The following is a 21834-nucleotide window of genomic DNA, read 5'->3' as shown; positions in this document are numbered from 1 at the left end:
ACGAGCCCTCAGTACCAGTACGTGAGCCGCGGCGCGTCGTGCCACCCGAGCATCTGCGCGGCACGCTGCGCGCCGCCTGTGCCCGACGTGTGCACCCGGCCCGCGGCGGCGAGCGTCGCGACGGACACCCCGCCCAGGTAGGCGGCCGACAGCTCCGTGACCCCCAGCGCGACCCGGACGGCCCCGGCCGGGACGTCGTCGGACGACCGCTCCTCGACGGTTCCGCGCCCGTCGTCGCCGACGGTGAGGAGCCAGTGCCCTGCGGCGATCCCGAGCGGGTCGGTGACGTCGAGCGCGAGCACGCCCGGGGCGCCGTAGCGCCGCGCGGCCAGGGCCACCGGCACGTCGAGCACGCGGACGTAGTGGTGGTCGACGACCTCGACGTGCGCGGCACGCTGGTCGGCGAGCATCCAGAGCAGGGGCTCGTCGACGGACAGCTCGCTCGCGCGGACCTCGCCGATCAGGTCGAGGTCGAGCACGAACCGCCACAGCGCCGCGTAGGCGTCGGGCGTCTCGGCGAGCAGGTACGACACGGTCGCGGTCGAGCGCGCGTAGTCGTCCGGGTTCTCGTCGACGGTGTAGACGAGCAGGCCGCGGACCACGCCGTCGGCGTCCGTGTGCTGCACGGCCCGGATCTTCGCCGCGTCCTTGGCGTCCGGACGGGTGCCGGCGAGGGTGTCCCACAGGGCGGCGGGTGCGGCGAGCTCGCCCGGGACCCCCGGGCGGACCCGTTCGTGCAGCGCTGGCGCGAGCTCGCGCCAGCGCTCGCGCGGCACGAAGTCGACGCGGCCCGCGGGGTCCGGCGCCACCCAACCGGCCCGCTGCGGGTCGATGCGCCACGACGTGACGGCGGCGGCCGCCGCGAAGCCGTACCGCCCGTAGAGCGGCGACTCGCTGACGGTGAGGCTGGCGACCGGCACGCCGAGCGACGCGGCCGTCCTCAGCTCGCCCTCGACCAGCGCCCGCGCGATGCCACGACGGCGGTGCGTGGGCGCGACGGTCACGGCGCTCACGGCCAGCGACGGGACGGTCGCTCCGCCCGGCACGGAGAGCTCGGCGACCCAGCCGGCGATCGTCCCGACGGGAGCGTCGGGCACAGGGGCCGCGACGTCGTACACCCCGACGAGCCGGCGGTACGCCGACCGCTCGCGGACCGCGTCGAGCTGCTCGGTCGACCGCTCGGTGTCGAGGAACCCGCGCGCCACGACCTGCGAGTAGGCGTCGCGCTCCGCGTCCGTGTCGACGAGGCGCAGGTCGAGCCCGCGCGCGGCGAGGCGCGCCGCCGACTCCGCGTCGACGGCAGCGGCGTGCTGCCGCGCAGCCAGATCGGTCACCCGGGCAACCACCCTTCTCAGCCGATGAGGTCGTGCACCTGGATCGTGGCGTCCCGCTGCGGGCCGACACCGATCGTGGAGATCCGCGTGCCCGACATCTCCTCGAGCGCCTTGACGTAGCGCTGCGCGTTGACGGGCAGGTCGTCGAGGGTCCGCGCCCCGGAGATGTCCTCCCACCAGCCGTCGAGCTCCTCGTACACGGGCTTCGCGTGGTGGAACGCCGTCTGGTCGGTCGGCATCTCGTCGTACCGGACGCCGTCGACCTCGTACGCGACGCACACCGGGATCTTCTCGATGCCGGTGAGGACGTCGAGCTTGGTGAGCACGAGGTCGGTGATGCCGTTGATCCGGGTGGCGTACCGCGTGATGACCGAGTCGTACCAGCCGCAGCGCCGGGCGCGGCCCGTGGTGACGCCGAACTCCCCGCCCGTCTTCTGCAGGTACTCGCCCCACTGGTCGAACAGCTCGGTCGGGAACGGGCCCTCGCCGACGCGGGTCGTGTACGCCTTGACGACCCCGATGACGCCGCTCACGCGCGTCGGGCCGATGCCCGCACCCGTGACCGCGCCGCCCGCGGTCGCGTTCGACGACGTGACGAACGGGTAGGTGCCGTGGTCGACGTCGAGCATCGTCGCCTGGCCGCCCTCGAACAGCACGACCTTGTCGTCGTCGAGCGCCCGGTTGAGCACGAGCGACGTGTCGGTGACCATCGGCTTGAGGCGCTCGGCGTGCGTGAGCAGCTCCTCGACGGTCTCGTCGACCGTGATCGCACGACGGTTGTAGACCTTCACGAGCAGGTGGTTCTTCTGGTCGAGGGCGCCCTCGACCTTCTCCGCGAGGATCTTCTCGTCGAAGAGGTCCCACATGCGGATGCCGACGCGGTTGATCTTGTCGGCGTACGCCGGGCCGATGCCGCGGCCGGTCGTGCCGATGCGGCGCTTGCCGAGGAAACGCTCGGTGACCTTGTCGACCGTGCGGTGGTAGCCCGCGATGACGTGCGCCGAGCCGGACACCAGCAGCCGCGAGACGTCGACGCCGCGCGCGACCAGCGCGTCGAGCTCCTCGAACAGCACGTCGATGTCGACGACCACGCCGTTCGCGATGACCGGGACGACGCCCGGCGACAGGATGCCCGACGGCAGCAGGTGCAGCGCGTACTTCTCGTCGCCGATGACGACGGTGTGGCCGGCGTTGTTCCCGCCGTTGAACTTCACGACGTAGTCGACGCGGGACCCGAGCAGGTCCGTCGCCTTGCCCTTGCCCTCGTCGCCCCACTGGGCACCGATCAGCACCACGGCAGGCATGGCTCACCACTTCCACGGAAGAGTTCGGGAACGGTCAAAGGATTCGGCGTCGCACGCGTCCCCGGTCGGCGGGCGCCAAAGAGAGAGTTTACCGTCCCCCCTCAGACGAGCGCCCGTACCGCCGCGACGTCGACGTCCGAGTCGGCGACGAAGGTCGTGCAGCGCTGCGCCTCGTCGTCCTCGCCGATCCGGCCGGCGGCGTCGGCGAGCGCGACGAGCGCGCGCAGGAAGCCCTGGTTGGGCACGTGGTCGACGGGGATCGGGCCCTGGCCGCGCCAGCCGGCGCGGCGCAGCGCGTCGAGACCACGGTGGTAGCCGGTGCGCGCGAACGCATAGGCGCGGACGGCATCCTCGGTTCCCTCACCCGCCAGGGCCACCTCGGCGAGGACCGCCCACGCGAGCGACGACGACGGGTGGCCGGCCGCGACGGTGGACGGCGCGTCCCCCGCGGCGAGGGCTGCGCGGACGTCGACGTCGTGGTCGGGCAGGCGGACGGGCTCGGGCCCGAGGAGGTTCGCGTGGGTGCTCATGCGGCCATTGTCGTTCCCTCGCACGCCGGGTGCCGCACCACGGACCGTGACCGTGTCGGTACGTGACCGCGTGAGCGAAGCCTTGCGCGGGTCGATACCGTGGGGCACATGATCGAGATCGCGACGTCGCCGGCGACGACGACCCTCGTGATCGCCGGGGACCTGGACCTCGCCGAACGCGACCAGTTCCCCGAGATCGCCGCCCGCGTGGTCGGCCTGCGCCGACAGCTCCTCGTCATCGACATGTGCAAGGTGACGTTCATGGACTCGACGGGCGCGGCGTTCCTCATCTCGCTCGCCGACTCGGGCCGCAAGCGCGGCGGCGCGACCGTGCTGCGCGGCGCGAGCGACCGCGACCTGTTCGTCCTGGAGGTGTGCGGCGCGCTCGACATGTTCCGGATCGACCCGTCGCACCGCTGCCCGGACCTGTCGGCCCCGTCGACCAGCACGTCCGCCTGACGGGTCGGCCCCCGTGTCGGCACCCGTGCGCGCGACACCCGTGACCGCGTCGTGACGGCGCGCAGCGCGGGCCTGCTGCTCTACCGGGACGGCGACGCGGACGCCCCCGGTCGCGTCGTGGTGCTGGTAGCGCACATGGGCGGCCCGTTCTGGGCGCGCAAGGACGCACGGGCGTGGTCGATCCCCAAGGGCGAGCTCGGGACGCTCCCGGACGGCAGCGCCGAGGACGAGCACGACGCCGCCGTCCGGGAGACCACGGAGGAGCTGGGCGTGGAGCCGCCGACGGCTGCCCCGGACGTGCCGCTCGGCACGGTCCGGCAGCGGTCGGGCAAGGAGGTCGTCGCGTGGGCACGCCGGGTTCCGGACGGCTGGGACCTGCCCGACCCGGGGCACCCCGCGTCGAACACCTTCGAGCTCGAGTGGCCGCCGCGGTCGCGGCGCACGCAGGAGTTCCCCGAGGTCGACCGCACCCGCTGGGTGGGCCTCGGCGAGGCCCGCGACCTGCTCGTCGCGGGGCAGGTCGGGCTGCTCGACCGGCTCGAGACCCACCTCGCCGGTCAGGCGAACGCCGAGTAGCCCGTGATCGCGCGGCCCACGATGAGCGCCTGGACGCTCTCGGTGCCCTCGTAGGTGTGCAGCGCCTCGAGGTCCGCGAAGTGCCGCGCGACGCGGTTCCGCAGGAGGATCCCGTTGCCGCCGAGCATGTCGCGTGCGATCGCGGCGATCTGCCGGGCGCCACGGGTGCACGTGTACTTGGCGAGGGACGCCTGCGGGCCGGTGAGGGCGCCCTGCTCGTCGAGGCGGGTCATGGCCGCGACGGTGAGCTGCATCTGGGTGAGCGTGGAGAGCATCTGGGTGAGCCGCTCCTGGACCATCTGGCTCTTCGCGAGCACCCGCCCGAACTGCACGCGCTGCTGCGAGTAGGCGACCGCGGACTCGTAGCACGCGGTGGCCTGGCCGACGGCGGCCCACGCCACCCCGAGCCGAGTTGCGGCGAGCACGCGGGAGGTGTCCTTGAACGACTCGGCGCCCGGCAGGAGAGCGTCCTCGGGCACGAACACGTCGTCGAGCACGATGTGCGCCTGCCAGATGGCGCGCAGCGAGAGCTTGCCCTCGATGGTGGTCGCGCGGTACCCGTCGGCGTCCTGCGGGACGAGGTAGCCGTGCACCTGCCCGTCGTCGCCGCGCGCCCACACGACGGTGACGCCGCCGGTCGAGCCGTTGCCGATCCACTTCTTCTCGCCCGTGATGCGGTAGCCGCCGGGGACGGTGCGCGCGCGGGTCTCGAGCGACACGGAGTCCGACCCGTGGGTCGGCTCGGTGAGGGCGAACGCGCCGAGCGCGGTGCCGCGGGCGAGCGGCTCGCCCCACCGGTCCTTCTGCTCGTCGGAGCCGAGCATCATGATCGAGCGGAGCGCGAGGCCGCCCTGGACGCCGCAGACGGTCGCGATCGACCCGTCGCCGCGCGACATCTCCATCGCGCCGAGGCCGGCGCCGAACAGGCTGGTGCGGGGGAACCCGGGGACGTCGACACCGTCGCGCAGCAGGTCGAGCTCTCCCATGCGGCGCACGAGGTCGAGCGGGTACTCGGCGCGCTCCCAGTACCCGTCGATCACGGGGAGCACCTCGTCCTGCACGAACGCGCGGATGCGCGCCTGGTGCGCGCGCTCGTCCGCGGTCGCGCCGGCGAACGCGCCGCCGAGGTCCGGGTCGAGCGGCTGCGAGAGCTCGTAGTGCGGCTCGCTCGTCCCGACGCCGCCGGGGACGGTGCCTGCGGGGGTCTGGGTCGTCGTCATGAGATCGCTCCGTCGCTGTGGTGACTGCCCGCCGGCATCGGTGCCGACGCTCCCATCATGACTTCATAAGACGCGGGGTATCAGGTAAATCGGGCCCGCGCGGCGCGCCTCACACCTGCGCGCGCGGCGTCCCGCCCGCCGGCGTCAGCCGACCCGCACCCGCCGGGTGCACCTTCGCCCACACGACCTTTCCGACCCGCGTCGGACGCCACCCCCAGTCTGCGAGCCGCTCCACGATCTGCATCCCGAACCCGCCACCCCGGTTGATGTGGCCGTCCGTCGCGACCGGCGGCGACGGGTTCGCGTCCTCGACCTCGATGCGCAGGCCGTCCGCCGTGTCGAACAGGCGCAACGCCACGTGCCCCCACCCGTGCATCACCGCGTTCGCCACGAGCTCCGACGCCACCAGCTCGACCGCCGCGGCCCCCGGGACGCCCCACGCCGTGCACGTGCGCACCACCACGTGCCGCGCCCGGGCGATCGACGACGGCTCGTTCGGGAGCAGCCACCGTCGGCTGCGCGGACCTCCGTCCTGCAACCGCTCGTCGTCCCCGACACCGGGCACCCGGACCACGACCACCGCGATGTCGTCCTCCGGCGTCGACCCCACCCGGGCCAGGAGCTGCTCACCGATGCCCGCCGCGTCCGACGGACCCATGCCCGCGAGCTCCTCGCCCAGCACCGCGAGCCCCTCGCGCAGGTCGCGGTCCCGGCGCTCGATCAGGCCGTCCGTGTAGAACACGAGGACGTCGCCGCTCTGCAGCTCGAGCTCGTCCGTCGCACGCGGCGTCGAGCCGTACCCGATGAGGGACCCGCCCGCGCCGTCCAGCAGCACCGACCGGTCCCCGCGCACCAGCACGGGCGGCAGGTGACCCGCCCGCGAGTAGCTCAGGCGCCACGTCCGTGTCGAGGTCGCCGGAGGCGCCTCGACGCCCTCCGGCGCCGCGTGCCGCGCCGCGACGGGCTCGGCGACCGGCTCGTCACGCGCTTCCAGGCGTGCGTACACGAGGCTCGACGCGCGCGGCAGCCGCATCCCCGCCACGAGCTCGTCGACACGCTCCAGGACCGCGCCCGGCGCCGTCATCTCGAACGCGTACGACCGCACCACCGACCGCATCTGCCCCATCGTCGCGGCCGCCTCGACGTCGTGACCGACGACGTCGCCCACCACGAGCCCCACGTCGTGCTCCGTGAGCTGCAGGACGTCGTACCAGTCGCCGCCCACCTGGGCGTGGTCCGAGTTCGGCGCGTAGTACGTCCACACGTCCAGACCGTGCACGTCCGCCTGCTCGGGCAGCATCGCCCGCTGCAGCGTCTCCGCCACCCGGTGCTCGCGCGCGTACAGACGCGCCGTGTCGATGAGCATCCCCGCGCGCCGGGACACCGCCCGCAGGGTCGTCCCGGGCGTCAACGAGGGGGTGAATTCTCGACCCGGCTCCAGCACCACGACGAGCAGCCCCAGCACGCGACGCCGACCCGGCACCGGGTGCACCACGATGCCTCGTGCCGTCACGCCGTCCGTCTCGAGCCGCGCCCGCAGGTCCCGCACCAGGACGGCGCTCGCGCTGCGCGGCGGATAGCGCGCGTCCAACGACACGTCGACCGGTCCGGCGTCCTCCCCGTCGAGCACCGCCTGCACGACGTCCGGGGCCCAGGTCTGCTCGGTGCCCGCGACGAGCGGCACCGGCCGCGTCTGCGGACCGCGCACCAGCCGCGAGCTCGGCGGCGTGTTCACGTCCACGCTCTCCGTGTACGCGAGGCCCTTGTCGTCCATGTAGAAGAAGATCCGACAGCCCGCCGCACGCCCCAGGACGTCCGCGATCTCCCGCAGGACGTGCGGGTGGTCGAGGTCCGTCAGCAGGCCGCTGACCTGCGTCATCAGGTCCAGCCGCGCCATGCGGCGACGGCTCATCTCCAACGACGAGAGGCTCTCCGTCTCCTCCGGACGCTCCGGCAGGGCGTTCAGCACGCAGAACCAGTGCGTCATCGCCCCGTCGTCGCCGCGGATCGGGCTGAAGCTCAGCTGGACCCAGCCCGCCGCTCCCGCGGTGGGCGCGTCCCGGACCGTCACCGCGAAGCTCCGGTCGCCGCGCAGCGCCGTGCGGAGCGCCTCGAGGTCAGGCAGGTCGTCGATCAGGCCGCGCAGGACGCTCACCCGGCGACCCAGCAGGTCGACGCGCGCCACCCCCGCGTGCGCCACGAAGGCGTCGTTCACCCACTCGACCGTGAGCCCGTGCTCCGGCGTCGCCATGAGGTACATCGGGACGGCGCTCGTCTCCAGCGCGGTACGCAAGGCTGCGTCCGGCAGCCCGCGACGAGGCGACGGCTCCATCAACGGCACACCTCCCGAGGGTCGCTCGCGCAGGTCAGCACGGCACGGCTCCCTGCGAGGGTACTGTCCCGATGCCCTCGCGGGCCGTACATTGGGCACGTGCCCGACCAGAAACACCGTTCCGACGCGTCCGCCGACACCGGAGGCGCCCTCGTCGACCAGCCGCACGCCGACCTCCACGCGGACGCCGTCACCGGCTCCGCCCGCGAGGAGGGCACCGTCGGCGTGATCGAGGGCGCGACCCGCGTCCGCGTCGTGCTGGCCGGCGAGATCGACATCGACCTCGAGCGCGAGCTGCGTGGCGCCTTCCGCGCCGTCGAGGCGACCGGCAAGGGCATCGAGGTCGACGCCCACCACGTGACGTTCATCGACTCGTCCGGGGTGTCGCTGCTCGCCGACCTCGCCACCCGCGCCAACCCGCCCGTCCGGGTGCTCCGCGCGCCGCCGAGCATGAAGTTCCTGCTCAGCGTGACCCGGATCGACGAGATCGTCGAGCTGCTCGACACGGACCCCGGGCTCGCCTGAGCCGGTCCGGTCCTGCACCAGCCACCAGCACCGGCACCGGCACCGGCACCGGCACCGGCACCGGCACCGGCACCGGCACCAGCAGAGCGAAGGGCCCCGGCCCGCGGACGGATCCGCGGGCCGGGGCCCTTCTCGCTGTCACCCGCCCGGCGCACGGCCGGGCGCACGGGTGGTGGTCAGAGCTTGTGGCCCGCCGAGCGCAGCTGCTGCGCGGCCTCGACGATGCGGGCGGCCATGCCGGCCTCCGCAGCCTTGCCCCAGGCGCGCGGGTCGTACGCCTTCTTGTTGCCGACCTCGCCGTCGACCTTCAGGACGCCGTCGTAGTTCGAGAACATGTGGGCCGCGACCGGACGCGTGTACGCGTACTGGGTGTCGGTGTCGATGTTCATCTTGATGACGCCGTTGTCGACCGCCTCGGCGATCTCGGCGGCCGTCGAGCCCGAGCCACCGTGGAAGACCAGGTCGAACGGGTTCGTCTTGCCGACCTCGGCGCCGACCGCGTCCTGGATCTCCTTGAGGAGCGACGGACGCAGCTTGACCGCACCCGGCTTGTACACCCCGTGCACGTTGCCGAACGTGAGGGCCGTCAGGTAGCGGCCCTTCTCACCCGTACCGAGCGCGCGGACCGTGGCGAGGCCGTCCTCGGGGGTGGTGTAGAGCTTCTCGTTGATCTCGGCCTCGTGGCCGTCCTCCTCGCCGCCGACGACGCCGATCTCGATCTCGAGGATCGTGCGGGCCGCGACGGAGAGCTCGAGGAGCTCCTCGGCGATGACGAGGTTCTCGTCGAGCGGCACGGTCGAGCCGTCCCACATGTGCGACTGGAAGGTCGGCAGGCCGCCGTCCTTGACCTGCTGGGCCTCGAGCACGAGCAGCGGGCGGACCCACGAGTCGATGTTCTGCTTGGCGCAGTGGTCGGTGTGGATCGCGATCTGCACGGGGTAGTTCTTCGCGACCTCGCGGGCGTAGGCCGCGAGCGCGAGCGAACCGGCGACGCGGTCCTTGACGGTCGAGCCCGAGCCGTACTCGGCGCCGCCGACCGACACCTGGATGATGCCGTCGGACTCGGCCTCCGCGAAGCCCTGGAGGGCGGCGGTGATCGTGGACGACGACGTGATGTTGACGGCCGGGTAGGCGAACGAGCCCGCCTTCGCGCGGTCGATCATCTCGGCGTAGATCTCGGGGGTTGCGATGGGCATCGGGATGCGCTCCTGTGGGGTGGAGAGGATGGTCCCGTGCCGGAGCCGTCTCGCGAGCGCGTCTGACGGCCGGGCGAGGACCGTGGGGCTCCCTCGATTCTGTCACGACTCAGCCCCGGCGCATCAGGCGTCCCTCATGGCGGACGTCTGCCCGGGGTCCTGCGCGCGGGACGACCACGCCCACATCGCGATCGCGGCGGCCGCCGCCGCGTTGAGGGACCGGGTCGAGCCGTGCTGCGTGACGTGCAGGACGACGTCGCACGCCGCCTGCGCCTCGGAGGACAGCCCCGCGCTCTCCTGCCCCAGCAGCAGGACGCACCGGGCCGGCAGCGCATACCCCTCGAGCGGTCGCGACCCGGGCACGTTGTCGATCCCGACGAGCGGGAGGCCCTCCCCCGCCGCCCACGAGGCGATCGACGCGACGTCCGGGTCGTGCTCGACGTGCAGGTAACGGTCAGTGACCATCGCGCCCCGGCGGTTCCAACGGCGCCGCCCGACGATCCGCACCCCGGCCGCGTTGAACGCGTTGGCCGTGCGGACGACCGACCCGATGTTGAGGTCGTGCGCCCAGTTCTTCACCGCGACGAACAGTGCGACGTCGGGGCGCTGCGCGCGGCGCCGGTCCATGTCGGCGACGACGGCCTCGACCGTCCAGTACCGGTACGCGTCGACGACGTTGCGGGTGTCGCCGCCCGCGAGGAGCTCGGGGTCGTAGCGCGGGTCGAGCACGGGCTCCCCGCCCGGCCCGGCGACACGCGGCCAGGCGTCCTCCCCGCCCGGCCAGGGGCCGACCCCGACCACGCGCGGCTCTGGGACGTCCGGCCCCGGCGCGTCAGACCCCGTCACCGGAGCGGAGCCACTCGTCGAACGTGATGCGGCCCTCGTGATGGTCCGGCACGAGGTTGCGCCCTTCCCGGAAGAACGTGCCGACCGGGCCGGGCACCCGGACGCCGACCGGGACGCGGCGGGACCCCCGGGCGGCGCGCTCGGCGTGCACGAGGTCCTTCGCGTCCCGCACCTGCGGGCCGCCCACGTCGACCGCGCGCGCCGGGCCGTCGTCGGACGTCGCGTCGACGAGCAGCCGCGCCACGTCCCGCACGTCGATCGTCTGGAACCGCGTGCCGCGCGGGTACGGCAGCAGGCCGAGCCGGGTGAGCGTCCGGGCCGGAGGGACCGACCGGACGTACGCGAGGAACGTGTGGAACTGGGTCGCCCGGACGACCGTCGCGGGCACCGGGCCGGCGAGCGCGATCTCGTTCTGCTCCGCGTGCGCCGCGTAGTACGGGTAGTCGGTGCCCTGGTCGACGTTCGCGATCGACAGCACGACGAGCCGGCGGACGCCCGCGCGTCCTGCCGCCTCCACGACCCGGCGCGTGCCGGTCCGGTACACGTCGAGGTCGCCGGCGGTCGCGTTCGTCGCGAGCACCACCGCGTCGGCGCCCTCGAACGCCGTGGCCAGCGCCGCGACCGTCGGCTCCTGGGCCGCGCCCAGGACGTCCACCGCGCTGTAGGTCGCCCCTGCCGCGCGGCGCGGGTCGTCGTCCGCGGGGACCGAGCGGGACACGCCCCGCACCGCGAGCCCGCGTGCGTCCGCGTCCCGCACCACGACCTGCCCGACCTGCCCCGTCGCCCCGACCACCGCGACCGTGCGCGCCGTCTCGTCCGTCATGCCCGAGATCGTGCCAGACGCGGCGTTCGCACGCCCGGGGCGGCGCCGTCGCGCGTCCCGAGAGGCCTGCACAGGACGTCCGCACGGCGCCCTCAGGCGAGCCGAAGGTGGGCCACTAGGCTGGCCGCATGACCGCCCACCTCGTCGACCTCGTCGACGCGCTCAGCGCTGCGGGCGCCGCGAGCGGCCACCCCGTGGCCAGCCCCCTCGACCTCATCGACCCGAACAACCTCATCGACCGGTTCGGGTCGCTCGCCCTCGTCGGGATCCTCGTCATCGTGTTCGTCGAGACCGGCCTGGTGTTCCCCTTCCTGCCGGGCGACTCCCTGCTGTTCACCGCCGGGCTCCTGGTGGCGGCCGCGAAACCGGGCAGCCACCTTGACATCCCGCTGCCGCTGCTCATCGGGATGCTGTTCTGCGCCGCGTTCGCGGGCAACCAGTGCGGCTACCTCGTCGGCAAGCTCGCCGGCCCGAAGCTCTTCAGCAGACCGGACTCCCGCATCCTGCGTCCCGAGTTCATCGAGAAGACGAACGAGTACTTCGACCGCTACGGCGGCCGGACGATCCTGCTGGCACAGTTCGTGCCCGTCGTGCGGACCTTCGCACCGATCGCGGCCGGTATCGGACGCATGCGGTACCGGACGTTCGCGCCGTACAGCCTCGTCGGCACGTTCGTCTGGACGGCCCTCGTCACGACGCTCGGCTACTTCCTCGGCAACGTGCCGTTCATCCGCGACAACATCGAGCCGATCTTCATCGCGATCGTGCTGCTCTCCGTCGTGCCGATCGCGCTCGAGGCCCGCAAGCAGTCCCGGGCCTCGCGCGCCGCCGCGGGCGAGCAGGTCGCCCCGGGTCCGCGCCACGGCCGCGCCGCCGGCGTCCCGCCGCGCCCCGTCGAGGACACCGTCCACCCCCAGCGAGAGGACGCCTGAGATGACGGAGACGACCCGCGAGATCGACACCTGGCTCACCGACATGGACGGCGTGCTCGTCCACGAGCAGAAGGCCATCCCCGGCGCCGCCGAGTTCCTCGACCGGCTGCAGCACAAGGGACGACCGTTCCTCGTCCTGACGAACAACTCGATCTACACGCCGCGCGACCTGCGGGCCCGGCTCTCCGCGAGCGGCATCGACGTCCCGGAGGAGTCGATCTGGACGTCCGCGCTCGCGACCGCGACGTTCGTCTCCCAGCAGATGCCGGGCGGCAAGGCCTATGCGGTCGGCGAGGCGGGGCTCACCACCGCGCTCTACGAGGCCGGCTACACGCTCACCGACAGCGACCCGGACTACGTGATCGTCGGCGAGACCCGCACCTACTCGTTCGAGGCGATCACGCGGGCCGTCCGGCTGATCCGTGACGGAGCCCGGTTCATCTGCACGAACCCCGACGCGACCGGTCCGAGCGTCGACGGCCCCCTGCCTGCCACCGGCGCGGTCGCCGCGATGATCACCAAGGCGACCGGGCGCGACCCGTACTTCGTGGGCAAGCCCAACCCCATGATGTTCCGGTCCGCCCTCAACCGGATCGACGCGCACTCCGAGCGCACCGCGATGATCGGCGACCGCATGGACACCGACGTCGTCGCCGGGATCGAGGCGGGGCTGCACACGTTCCTCGTGCTCACGGGCTCGACGAAGGCCGAGGACGTCGAGAGCTGGCCGTTCCGGCCCAGCGAGGTCGTCGGGTCGATCGCGGACCTCGTCGACCGGGTCTGACGTCGCGTCGGGTCGGCGGGCTCAGGCGCGGCGGGCGCCGTGGGTCGAGCTCAGCCCGCGGGCGTTGCGGCGTACGTCGAACGAGCAGACGAGCGCGACGGCCGCCCCGCCGAGACCGAGCCATCCGCCGGGCGCCAGGTGCCCGGCGGCGACGCCGTCGTACGCCGAGCCCGCGGACACGAGCCAGTCGACCCCCACGATCAGCGACAGGGCGGCGAAGAGCGCCGTCATCGCCCGGGAGCCCGCGATCGCGCCGACGGTCGTGAGCGCACCCGTGACCAGCAGGACGATCCCCGCCGACGACGTGAAGTCCGTGGAGCGCTGGTAGGTCGACGCGAGCAGCGACGACGCGGTCGCGCCCGACGGCGCGAGCGCGGACCTGCCGTCCACCGGGAGCACCCAGGTGAGCGCGCTGGCGACCATCACCGCGAACCCGCCCAGCGCCGCGAACACCGTCGCCGTCGTCGAAGCCACCCTGCCCATCTGTCGATGGTCACACCGCGACACGGTGGCCGCGCGGCGACCGGGGGGTGAGAAAGGTCGGGCCGCGGCGGGCCGCCCCGACGGGTTCAGGCGGGCGTCACGCCAGGTCGAGGTCCGCCAGGTCGAACAGGTAGTGGTACGACACGCCCAGCGCCTCGATCTTCTCGGCCGCGCCCGTGGCCCGGTCGACGATCGTCGCGACGGCGAGGACCTCGGCCCCGGCCTCCCTGCACGCCTCGACCGCCGCGATCGGCGACCCGCCCGTCGTCGTGGTGTCCTCCAGGACGACGACCTTGCGGCCCGTGATGTCGGGGCCCTCGATCTGGCGCTGCATGCCGTGCGCCTTCGCGGCCTTGCGGACGACGAACGCGTCGAGGTCCTGCCCGCGGGACGCCGCCGCGTGCAGCAGGGCCGTCGCGATCGGGTCGGCACCGAGCGTCAGGCCGCCCACGGCGTCCACGTCGGCCGTGCCCAGTCCGAGCTCCTCGAGCTGGTCGAGCAGCACGTGCCCGATGAGCGGCGCCGCACGGTGGTGCAGCGTCACGCGGCGCAGGTCGACGTAGTAGTCGGCCTCCTTGCCGGACGACAGCGTCACCGTGCCGTGCACGACGGCGAGCTCCTTGATGAGCTCACGGAGCTGCTCGCGAGGGGTCGGGGAGAACGGGGCGGAGGCGTCGGTCACGGGACCAGGGTAGTGCCCCGCCCTCAGCCCTTCTTCGCCCAGCGGCCCCGCATACCCGTGAGGCCACCGGCGTCGAGAGCCCGCACCGCCGAGCGCGGGATCGCCCGCAGGAACCCGGACGCGACGGTGTAGCGCAGCGACGGCGTCGAGATGACGACCCCGCGCCGCACGTCCGCGAGCGCCGCCGACACGACGCTCTCGGCGTCGAGCCACGCGATGTCCGGCAGGTTCGACGTGTCCACGCCCGCCCGCTCGTGGAACTCGGTGTGCGTCAGCCCCGGGCACAGCGCGGTCGCGGTGACGCCGGTGCCCTTGAGCTGGACGGCGAGGACCTCGGTGAACGTGCGGACCCACGCCTTGTGCGCCGAGTACGTGCCGCTCGTCGTCAGCGCCGCGACCGACGCCACGTTGAGGATCGCGCCGCGCCCCCGCGTCACCATGGCGTCCGCGGCAGCGTGCGCGAGCACGAGGACGGCCTTGACGAGCACGTCGAGGGCGAGGAGCTCCTGGCTGAGGTCGCCGCCCACGAACCGTTGGTTCACAGGGAACCCGGCGTTGTTGACGAGCAACGACACGGGCCGCTCGGGGTCGGCGACCCGCTGGGCCACGCGCGCCAGGTCGTCGGGCACGGACAGGTCGGCGCGCAGCACCTCGACGTCGATGCCCGCGGCGGAGCGCAGCTGCCTCGCCACGTCGTGCAGCCGCTCCTCGTCGCGCGCCACGAGGACCAGGTCGTGCCGGGCCGTCGCGAGCTGCCACGCGAACTCGAGCCCGAGCCCCGCGCTCGCCCCGGTGATGAGTGCCGTCGCCATGCCGTCAGCCTAGGGGCACGGCGGCTCTCGACGCCCGTCCCGTGGGCCCGCTGCGTCACCTAGGGTGGGCCGGTGCGCATCGCGACCTGGAACGTCAACTCGATCCGCTCCCGGGCCGACCGGGTGCTCGCCTTCCTCGAACGGTCCGGCACGGACGTCCTCCTGGTCCAGGAGACGAAGTGCCGTGACGACCAGTTCCCGACGCTGCCGTTCGAGGCCGCCGGGTACGAGGTCGCGCACGTCGGGCTCTCGCAGTGGAACGGTGTCGCGGTCCTGTCGCGCGTGGGCCTGGAGGACGTCGAGGTCGGGTTCCCCGAGCAGCCGACGTTCGGCGACCCGACGGTCCGTGAGGCCCGCGCGATCGGCGCGACCTGCGCCGGCGTGCGCGTCTGGTCGCTGTACGTGCCGAACGGGCGCGCGGTCGACGACCCGCACTACGCGTACAAGCTGGACTGGCTGGCCCGGCTGCGCGACGCGGCCGAGGGCTGGCTCGCCGCCGACCCCGACCTCCCCGCGCTCCTCGCCGGCGACTGGAACGTCGCCCCGCTCGACACGGACGTCTGGGACCCCGCGTTCTTCGCCGGGAAGACCCACGTGACGCCGGCGGAGCGGGACGCGTTCACCGCGTTCGCGCGCGCCGGGTGGACCGAGGTCACGCGCGAGCACCTGCCCGAGCCCGGGAAGTACACCTACTGGGACTACACCCAGCTCCGGTTCCCCCGGAACCAGGGCATGCGGATCGACCTCGCCTACGCGACGCCCGCGCTCGCCGCCCGCACCACGGCCGTCGCCGTCGACCGCGACGAGCGCAAGGGGAAGGGCGCGTCCGACCACGCCCCCGTCGTGCTCGACGTCACCGACGGCACCGACGCCAGCCCCGCCGCCTGACACCGCTCGCACCACGGCCCGTGGCGGCACCGGACCTGCCACGACCTGTTCCGTGGCGGCCACCCGGGACGGTACGGTCCTGGCCATGAGCACACCCCCGTCCGACGGCACGCCCCCGAACCCTTACGCGACACCGTCCGACGACGGCGCGAAGGCCGGCACCCCGCACAACCCCTACGACGCACCCCAGGGCGGCGCGTACCCGGGTCAGCAGCCGACCGGCACCCCCGGCGCGTACCCTCCGGCCGGGGCGTACCCACCGCCGCAGGCCTACCCGCCGCCCACCGGTCCGGCCGCCCCGCAGCAGGGCGCGTACCCGCCGCCCCCGTCGGGCCAGCCCCCGGCGTACCCGGGCGCCTACCCGGGCCAGCCGGGTCAGCCGGGCGCGGGCTACCCCGGGCAACCGACGCCGTACCCCGGCCAGGGCGGGTACCCCGGCCAGCCGGGCTACCCGGGTCGGCAGCCGGGGCCCTACGGCACCCCGCCCGTGTGGGCGCCTCCGGCAGCCAGGACCAGCGGGCTCGCGATCGCGTCGCTGGCCGTGTCGCTCGGTGGGATCGTGACGTGCGGGGCAGCGAGCATCGTCGGCCTGATCCTGGGCATCGTCGCACTCAACGACATCAAGAAGAACGGCACCCGCGGCAAGGGGCTCGCGATCGCGGGCATCGTCGTCGGGGCCGTCCTCACCGTGCTGTTCGTGCTGTTCCTCGTGCTCGGGATCCTCAGCGACAACGGCACGTTCGACGACACGTACCGCGACCCGTACGGCATCGACACCTGACGTCGGACGTCACCGCGCACGAGGAGGCCCCACCCGGCCGGACCGGGTGGGGCCTCCTCGCGTCAACGTCCGTCTCAGCCGAGCGTGACGACGACGCTCACGGTCGAACCCGCCGGCGCCGCCGGCACCGGCTCGCCCACCGGGTGCTCGACACCGTCGACCGTCACCGACGCCACGCCGTGCGACACGTGGTCAGGGTTGCGGACCTCGATCTCGTAGACCGCGTCACGCCACTCGCGACGGACCTCGAAGCCGTCCCAGTCCTTCGGGACGGACGGGTCGACGACGAGGCCGTCGAGCGTGAGCCGCACGCCCAGCACGTACTTGGTGACCGCGGTGTACATCCAGCCGGCGGTCCCGGTCAGCCACGGGTTCTGCGCCTTGCCGAACCACTCGTGGTCGCGCCCGTAGAGGAACTGCACGTAGGCGTACGGCTCGGCACCGCGCACCTCGATGTTGTCGTTCTGGTGGTACGGGAGGATCGCGTCGTAGAACGCGACGGCCTCGTCGCCGCGGCCGAGGAGCGCCTCGGCGATGATCGGCCACGCGTTCGGGTGGGAGAAGATCGCGGCGTTCTCCTTGATGCCCGGGTACACGCGGGTCACGAACCCGACCGTGTCGTCGACCTTCGTGAACGCCGGCCAGTTCAGGTGGTTGCCGTACTCGGAGCCGAGGAGCTCGCGCACCGAGTCCATGGACCGCTCCCCGCGCTCCTGGCTCGTGATCCCCGCGATGACGGGCCATGCCTGGTGCTCGAGGAAGATCTTGCCCTCGTCGTTCTGCGCCGAGCCGATCTTCACGCCGTCCCGGGTGTAGCCGCGGATCCACCAGTCGCCGTCCCACAGCTCGCTGTCGGCGACGCCGCGGATCCGGTCGAGCTCGGTGGTCCAGCGCGCGACGTCGTCGCCCGCACCCGGACGACCGGCGGCGGCCAGGGGCTCAGCGACCTCCAGGAAGGCCCGGATCGCCCACGCGTGCAGGAACGTCACGAGCGACGTCTCGCCGCCGCCCAGGTTGAGGCAGTCGTTCCAGTCGGCCCGCAGACCCAGCGCGACACCGTTCGGGCCGACCTGCTCCGCCGAGAACTGCAGCGCGCGGCGCAGGTGCTCGTACACGGTCGCCGCCGTGCCCTCCGCGAAAGGGATCTCGAGGTCCAGGAAGCCGTGGTCGCCCGTCTCCTTGACGTACTCGACGACCGACGGGACGAGCCACAGGTGGTCGTCCGAGCAGGTGTCCTCGAGCCCGTGGATGAGGTCCTTCGGGTCCTTCGTCGGGACGATCGTCGGCGACGGGACGTCGGGCAGCTTCTCGGCGTCCGGGTCGAACGCCTTCGGGTCGAACAGGTGCAGGCCGTAGCCCGCCTCCACCTGCGCCCGGAGCAGCTCGACGATCCGCTGACGCGTCTTGACCGGGTTGGAGTGGATGACGCTCATGACGTCCTGTGCCGTGTCGCGGTAGCCCAGACCGTTGCGGCCACCCACCTCGACGAAGGACGCGAAGCGCGACCACTGCACGCACGTCTCCGCCTGGAGCAGCGTCCAGGCGTTGATCATCGTGTTCATGCCTTCGTGCGGCGTGCGGATGCGCAGCTTGTCCTGCTTGGCGCGCCAGTGGTCGCGCAGGCGCTGGAACTCGGCGTCGACAGCCGGCGTGCGGCCTTCGGCCGGCGCCGACACGACGTCGGCGTACTTCTTCTGGATGTCGCGGCCCACGCCGTCACGCGAGCCGTAGCCCAGCACGTACACGAGACGCTTCGTCTCGCCCGGCTGCAGCGTGACCTTGTGCTGCAGCGCGCCGCAGTGGTTCTGCGTCGTCGCGGACTGGTTGGTGCCCTCGCCGCGCTCGATCGCGACCGGGTTCGTCTCCGTGCGGTACGGGCCCACGAAGTTGTCGCGCAGCGAGTCGTACGACGACGGCGTCTCGCTCGACGTGAAGTAGTGGAACGTCCACGGCTCGTAGTAGAAGTCGTACTCGATGATCCCGTCCTCGTACGAGGAGCCGGACGCGTAGAGCGACATCTGCAGGTTCTGGTTGTCGATCGAGATGGTGTGGAACGAGAACTCCACGTACCCCGCGACGGTCAGCTCGCGGACCTCGTCCGTCGTGTTCGTGAGGCGCACGTCCCACAGCTCGACGTCGTCGTCCAGGGGGATGAAGACGGTCTGGCTGGCGTCGATGCCTTTGTACTGCGCCTCGAAGCGCGTGTACCCGAGCCCGTGGCGCGTCGTGTAGACGGCCGGGTTCGCCGGGTCGTCGAGCGGCTTGCCGACGGGCTGCCAGGACACGGACCAGTAGTCGCCGTCCGCGTCGTCGCGCAGGTACACGTAGTGCCCCGGCCGGTCGAGCGGGACGCCGTTCTGGCGGAACCGGGTGATGCGCCCGTACTCCGACGACTTGTAGTACGAGTACCCGCCACCGTGGTGCGACAGGACCGTGCAGAGGTTCTTGGTGCCGAGGTAGTTGGTCCAGGACACCGGGACGTCCGGGCGGTCGATGACGTACTCGTCGGCGGCGGTGTCGAAGAATCCGTAGCGCATGGTGGGCGGGGGTTCCTTGCTCGTGCGGGGGTGGTGGGGTGGCGAGGCTGGCGTGCGGGAGGGCTGCTGTCGGGGTGACGCGCGCCGGGCGGAGGGTCAGACGCCCGCGGTGACGAAGCCCTGCAGCCAGTCGAGGAGCTCGGCGGCCTTCTCCGGGCTGTCGGCCTCGACGATCATGCGCAGGACCGGCTCGGTGCCGGAGAAGCGCAGGAGCGCCCAGTTGTCGTCCTCGAGGAGGATCTTGGTGCCGTCGAGGTGCGACACGCTGACCACAGGGTACGGACCGACGTGCGTGAGGGGCTCCGCCTCGAGCCGGCGCGGCACGGCCACCCGCATCTCGGGCGTCGCGGGCACGCCCGCCTCGAGCGAGTACAGCCGGCCGGTGATCGCGTAGACCATCTCGCGCAGCTCGGAGATGCGCTTGCCCGTGCGGGCCAGCATCTCGGCGACGAGCGCGCAGGCGAAGATCCCGTCCTTGCCGAGGATCCAGCCGCGGATCGTCAGGCCGCCCGACGACTCGCCACCGAGCACGGCGCCGATCTTCTCCATGCCCGCGGTGACGTGCTTGAAGCCGACCTTGCACTCGAACGAGTCCTCGCCGAAGTGTGCGGCGAGGCGGTCCAGCAGGTGCGTCGTCGCGAGGTTGCGGACGACGCCGCCCTTCTCGCCGCGCACCTCGTGGAGGTACCAGTAGAGCAGCAGCAGGAGGTCGTTCGTCGAGATGTACTCGCCGGTCTCGTCGACGATGCCGATGCGGTCGGAGTCGCCGTCGGTCGCCATGCCGAGCCCGTAGCGCCCGTTGGACGAACGGATCTTCTCGATGAGCGCGGACAGCCGCTGCAGGTCGGGCGCCGGCGCGACGCCGCCGAAGAGGGGGTTGTGCGCCTCGTGGATGAAGTCGGCGCGCACGCGCATGTCACCGAGGATCGTGCCGAGCGTGAGCTGGCTCGTCCCGTACATGGGGTCGACGACGACCTCGAGGTTCGAGCCGCGCACCGCGTCCACGTCGACGATCTGCTCGATCGCGTCGATGTACGGGTCGGTGAGCGCGCGGTCGACGACGACGCCGGCCCGCCGCGCCAGGTCGATGTCGAGCGTGATGACCTCGTCCACGGACAGCGCGTTCGCCTCGTCCTGGTAGCGGTCGGTCTCCTCGTCGAGCGGCAGCGAGCCGTCCTGGCGGAACACCTTCATGCCGTTCCACTCGGGCGGGTTGTGGCTCGAGGTGATGATGACGCCGTACGCCGCGCCGAGGTAGGGGGCGGCGAACGTCACGAGCGGCGTCGGGACGTCGTCGGGCAGGAGCGTGACGGGGATGTTGTTGCCCGCGAAGACCTCCGCCGCGGCGATCTTCGACTCGTGCGACAGGAAGCGGCGGTCGCCACCGATCACCACGCCGCGCGACTCGAGGCCCTGCCGGGTCGTCTCGTTCGCGATCGCCTGGCACAGGCGACGCACGTTCGCGAGCGTGTACCCCTCACCGATGACCGCGCGCCAGCCGCCGGTCCCGAAGTGGATCGTGGTGTCGGTGTTCTTCTTCGGCATGAACAGGCGCTTGAGGACGATGTCCGCGGCCTCGCCGAGCTCGGCCGGGGTGTTGATCCCGTGCACCTCGTCGGTGTCGTAGATCTGGTAGGTGGCGACGCGGCGGCCCTCGCCGATCACGGTGTGCGCGAGCTCGGTGAGGCGGCCGGCGCCGCTCGCCACGAGCCGCTCGAGGCTGCCGAAGAGCAGCGCGGGCCCGGCGACGTACGCGCCGACGTTGATCTCGTGGTTGTCGACGTGCTCGGCGTCGAGGTCGCCCTCCTGGACGATCGCGACGACGTCGCCGTCCTGGCGCACCACGCGGTCGTAGGTCGACCGCGGCGTGTCGACGACCGCGGTGAGGAACGTGAGGTCGGCGTCCTTGAGGCGGTGCCGCGTGAGCAGGCCGAGGAGCGAGTCGGAGCGCAGGAGCGGCGTGTCCGCGTAGGCGACGAGCACCGCGCCGGCGTCCGCAGGGACGGCGCCCCGCGCGTCGAGCACGGCGGAGCCGGTGCCGAGGGACGCGCCCTGCTCGACGTAGGCGAGGTCGGGGCCGAGGAGCTCGCGCACGCGCTGGTCGCCGCGCGCGACCACCACGACGACGCGGGACCGGTCGACGACGCGCGTCAGGGTCTCGAACGCGTGCTGGACGACGGTGGTGTCGCCGAGGGGCTGGACGAGGAGGTCGCGCGAGGCGTCGTCCACGCCGGCGGCGAGGAGGATCGCCGCGGGCGCACCGTCCGGTGCGCGGTGGGTCTCGGTGCTGACGGAGGTCGCCGTGAGGGCCATGAGGGGCTTCGTCCTTACGCGTGGGTGCGGCGTTGCGCTCGTGGGCCGGCCCGACGACGCGCACGTCCGCGGTTTGCACGGCCCCCTTCCATATTGGAGCCTACACCGCGCGCCCCGGTCGTCGGCAGGGGCGGACGGGCCACCCCTGCGCGATGCCGCAGGCGGGGACCGCCGTCGCGCGCGATCCGGGCATCTGGGGCGGCCCGGGCCGCCCGGACACGCGGCCACGCCCCACAGGTTGTGAAAGTTTGTGGTGCTGCCGTACCGGTTCTTGGGCGGTTTACGCCCGATATCTCCGGGCGGATGTGAACGGGCACTCGGTGTCGATCACGCTATACCACCTGAAACGGACGGGTCTCGTCGTCGTTACGTACTTGTGACCCTGCGATCTGCTACATAGCCTCGATCCCGCTGCACACCGTCACGGGTGAGCAGCACCGTCCCGGATACGCCGAGCGCTGCCGCCGGGAGCGGTTC

Annotated in this window: 20 protein-coding genes; 7 read left to right on the top strand and 13 right to left on the bottom strand. The window is 72.7% G+C overall.

The features are described 5' to 3' along the window. Window positions 1-8 precede the first annotated feature (8 nt). The 3 genes from CLV34_RS06190 to CLV34_RS06180 all read right to left on the bottom strand — a co-directional run bounded on the left by CLV34_RS06190 (window position 9) and on the right by CLV34_RS06180 (window position 3168). Complete coding sequence (locus tag CLV34_RS06190; protein WP_245859044.1) at window positions 9-1334, bottom strand: GNAT family N-acetyltransferase; 1326 nt, start codon at window positions 1332-1334, stop codon at window positions 9-11. Window positions 1335-1351: 17 nt separating this feature from the next. Further along, complete coding sequence (locus CLV34_RS06185; RefSeq protein ID WP_100349416.1) at window positions 1352-2638, bottom strand: adenylosuccinate synthase; 1287 nt, start codon at window positions 2636-2638, stop codon at window positions 1352-1354. Between the two features lie 101 nt (window positions 2639-2739). After that, the gene (locus CLV34_RS06180) at window positions 2740-3168 is read right to left on the bottom strand and encodes a DUF3151 domain-containing protein (protein WP_100349415.1); all 429 of its coding nucleotides are present in this window, start codon (window positions 3166-3168) and stop codon (window positions 2740-2742) included. Between the two features lie 108 nt (window positions 3169-3276). Here CLV34_RS06180 and CLV34_RS06175 point away from each other — a divergent pair, with 108 nt between their 5' ends. Both CLV34_RS06175 and CLV34_RS06170 read left to right on the top strand, forming a co-directional pair. Then, entirely contained in the window at window positions 3277-3627 is a 351-nt protein-coding gene (locus CLV34_RS06175; RefSeq protein WP_100349414.1) for an STAS domain-containing protein, read from the top strand. 51 nt (window positions 3628-3678) lie between these two features. Continuing rightward, a complete protein-coding gene (locus tag CLV34_RS06170; RefSeq protein ID WP_100349413.1) occupies window positions 3679-4203 on the top strand; it encodes an NUDIX hydrolase in 525 nt (174 codons plus the stop codon). Here the strand turns inward: CLV34_RS06170 and CLV34_RS06165 are convergent. Further along, on the bottom strand, window positions 4185-5423 hold the full coding sequence (locus CLV34_RS06165; RefSeq protein ID WP_100349412.1) for an acyl-CoA dehydrogenase family protein: 1239 nt from the start codon (window positions 5421-5423) through the stop codon (window positions 4185-4187). The two genes, CLV34_RS06170 and CLV34_RS06165, sit on opposite strands and share 19 nt — an antisense overlap. Window positions 5424-5532: 109 nt before the next feature. Further along, window positions 5533-7755, bottom strand: a complete 2223-nt coding sequence (locus tag CLV34_RS06160) for an ATP-binding SpoIIE family protein phosphatase (protein ID WP_100349411.1) — start codon at window positions 7753-7755, stop codon at window positions 5533-5535. Between the two features lie 99 nt (window positions 7756-7854). Here CLV34_RS06160 and CLV34_RS06155 point away from each other — a divergent pair, with 99 nt between their 5' ends. After that, window positions 7855-8280, top strand: coding sequence for an STAS domain-containing protein (locus CLV34_RS06155; RefSeq protein ID WP_245859042.1), 426 nt, complete (start codon window positions 7855-7857; stop codon window positions 8278-8280). A gap of 176 nt (window positions 8281-8456) precedes the next feature. On the opposite strand, the gene fbaA is transcribed toward CLV34_RS06155, so the two are convergent. The 3 genes from fbaA to CLV34_RS06135 form a co-directional block, all read right to left on the bottom strand. Continuing rightward, complete coding sequence (gene fbaA, locus CLV34_RS06145; protein WP_100349410.1) at window positions 8457-9476, bottom strand: class II fructose-bisphosphate aldolase; 1020 nt, start codon at window positions 9474-9476, stop codon at window positions 8457-8459. A gap of 123 nt (window positions 9477-9599) precedes the next feature. Further along, complete coding sequence (locus CLV34_RS06140) at window positions 9600-10322, bottom strand: TrmH family RNA methyltransferase (RefSeq protein ID WP_100349409.1); 723 nt, start codon at window positions 10320-10322, stop codon at window positions 9600-9602. Beyond that, window positions 10309-11145 carry an SDR family oxidoreductase gene (locus CLV34_RS06135; protein ID WP_100349408.1) on the bottom strand — a complete coding sequence of 279 codons (837 nt, stop codon included), beginning with the start codon at window positions 11143-11145 and terminating at the stop codon, window positions 10309-10311. The genes CLV34_RS06140 and CLV34_RS06135 overlap by 14 nt, the downstream gene beginning before the upstream one ends. A 128-nt stretch (window positions 11146-11273) precedes the next feature. Between CLV34_RS06135 and CLV34_RS06130 the strand changes: the two genes are divergently transcribed. Continuing rightward, complete coding sequence (locus CLV34_RS06130; protein WP_100349407.1) at window positions 11274-12077, top strand: VTT domain-containing protein; 804 nt, start codon at window positions 11274-11276, stop codon at window positions 12075-12077. 1 nt (window position 12078) lies between these two features. After that, entirely contained in the window at window positions 12079-12861 is a 783-nt protein-coding gene (locus tag CLV34_RS06125) for an HAD-IIA family hydrolase (protein ID WP_100349406.1), read from the top strand. Window positions 12862-12882: 21 nt separating this feature from the next. Here CLV34_RS06125 and CLV34_RS06120 read toward each other — a convergent pair whose 3' ends face one another. The 3 genes from CLV34_RS06120 to CLV34_RS06110 form a co-directional block, all read right to left on the bottom strand. Then, on the bottom strand, window positions 12883-13344 hold the full coding sequence (locus CLV34_RS06120) for a hypothetical protein (RefSeq protein WP_157803731.1): 462 nt from the start codon (window positions 13342-13344) through the stop codon (window positions 12883-12885). A 97-nt stretch (window positions 13345-13441) separates the two neighbouring features. Continuing rightward, entirely contained in the window at window positions 13442-14026 is a 585-nt protein-coding gene (gene pyrE / locus CLV34_RS06115) for an orotate phosphoribosyltransferase (RefSeq protein ID WP_100349404.1), read from the bottom strand. Between the two features lie 23 nt (window positions 14027-14049). Continuing rightward, window positions 14050-14838 carry an SDR family NAD(P)-dependent oxidoreductase gene (locus CLV34_RS06110; RefSeq protein WP_100349403.1) on the bottom strand — a complete coding sequence of 263 codons (789 nt, stop codon included), beginning with the start codon at window positions 14836-14838 and terminating at the stop codon, window positions 14050-14052. A gap of 72 nt (window positions 14839-14910) precedes the next feature. Here CLV34_RS06110 and CLV34_RS06105 point away from each other — a divergent pair, with 72 nt between their 5' ends. Further along, window positions 14911-15726 (top strand): exodeoxyribonuclease III, encoded by an 816-nt coding sequence (locus tag CLV34_RS06105; protein ID WP_100349402.1) that lies wholly within the window; start codon window positions 14911-14913, stop codon window positions 15724-15726. 85 nt (window positions 15727-15811) lie between these two features. After that, a complete protein-coding gene (locus CLV34_RS06100) occupies window positions 15812-16507 on the top strand; it encodes a DUF4190 domain-containing protein (RefSeq protein WP_157803730.1) in 696 nt (231 codons plus the stop codon). A gap of 74 nt (window positions 16508-16581) precedes the next feature. Here the strand turns inward: CLV34_RS06100 and CLV34_RS06095 are convergent, their stop codons facing one another. Then, entirely contained in the window at window positions 16582-19044 is a 2463-nt protein-coding gene (locus tag CLV34_RS06095) for a glycoside hydrolase family 94 protein (protein WP_100349400.1), read from the bottom strand. Between the two features lie 96 nt (window positions 19045-19140). Next, a complete protein-coding gene (locus CLV34_RS06090) occupies window positions 19141-21357 on the bottom strand; it encodes an NTP transferase domain-containing protein (RefSeq protein WP_100349399.1) in 2217 nt (738 codons plus the stop codon). Window positions 21358-21834 lie beyond the last annotated feature (477 nt).

Source organism: Luteimicrobium subarcticum (assembly GCF_002798015.1).
Taxonomy (GTDB): domain Bacteria; phylum Actinomycetota; class Actinomycetes; order Actinomycetales; family Cellulomonadaceae; genus Luteimicrobium; species Luteimicrobium subarcticum.
Note: the sequence above shows the minus strand (reverse complement) of the source record. Positions and strands in the feature narration are given on the sequence as shown.

What these genes read in the sequence shown, in the direction of transcription:
- CLV34_RS06125 (WP_100349406.1), top strand. Translation starts at nt 12,079, where the DNA reads ATGACGGAGACGACCCGCGAGATCGACACCTGGCTCACCGACATGGAC.
- CLV34_RS06180 (WP_100349415.1), bottom strand. Translation starts at nt 3,168, where the DNA reads ATGAGCACCCACGCGAACCTCCTCGGGCCCGAGCCCGTCCGCCTGCCC.
- CLV34_RS06095 (WP_100349400.1), bottom strand. Translation starts at nt 19,044, where the DNA reads ATGCGCTACGGATTCTTCGACACCGCCGCCGACGAGTACGTCATCGAC.
- CLV34_RS06135 (WP_100349408.1), bottom strand. Translation starts at nt 11,145, where the DNA reads ATGACGGACGAGACGGCGCGCACGGTCGCGGTGGTCGGGGCGACGGGG.
- CLV34_RS06165 (WP_100349412.1), bottom strand. Translation starts at nt 5,423, where the DNA reads ATGACGACGACCCAGACCCCCGCAGGCACCGTCCCCGGCGGCGTCGGG.
- CLV34_RS06090 (WP_100349399.1), bottom strand. Translation starts at nt 21,357, where the DNA reads ATGGCCCTCACGGCGACCTCCGTCAGCACCGAGACCCACCGCGCACCG.
- CLV34_RS06160 (WP_100349411.1), bottom strand. Translation starts at nt 7,755, where the DNA reads ATGGAGCCGTCGCCTCGTCGCGGGCTGCCGGACGCAGCCTTGCGTACC.
- CLV34_RS06120 (WP_157803731.1), bottom strand. Translation starts at nt 13,344, where the DNA reads ATGGGCAGGGTGGCTTCGACGACGGCGACGGTGTTCGCGGCGCTGGGC.
- CLV34_RS06185 (WP_100349416.1), bottom strand. Translation starts at nt 2,638, where the DNA reads ATGCCTGCCGTGGTGCTGATCGGTGCCCAGTGGGGCGACGAGGGCAAG.
- fbaA (WP_100349410.1), bottom strand. Translation starts at nt 9,476, where the DNA reads ATGCCCATCGCAACCCCCGAGATCTACGCCGAGATGATCGACCGCGCG.
- CLV34_RS06175 (WP_100349414.1), top strand. Translation starts at nt 3,277, where the DNA reads ATGATCGAGATCGCGACGTCGCCGGCGACGACGACCCTCGTGATCGCC.
- CLV34_RS06100 (WP_157803730.1), top strand. Translation starts at nt 15,812, where the DNA reads ATGAGCACACCCCCGTCCGACGGCACGCCCCCGAACCCTTACGCGACA.
- CLV34_RS06110 (WP_100349403.1), bottom strand. Translation starts at nt 14,838, where the DNA reads ATGGCGACGGCACTCATCACCGGGGCGAGCGCGGGGCTCGGGCTCGAG.
- CLV34_RS06130 (WP_100349407.1), top strand. Translation starts at nt 11,274, where the DNA reads ATGACCGCCCACCTCGTCGACCTCGTCGACGCGCTCAGCGCTGCGGGC.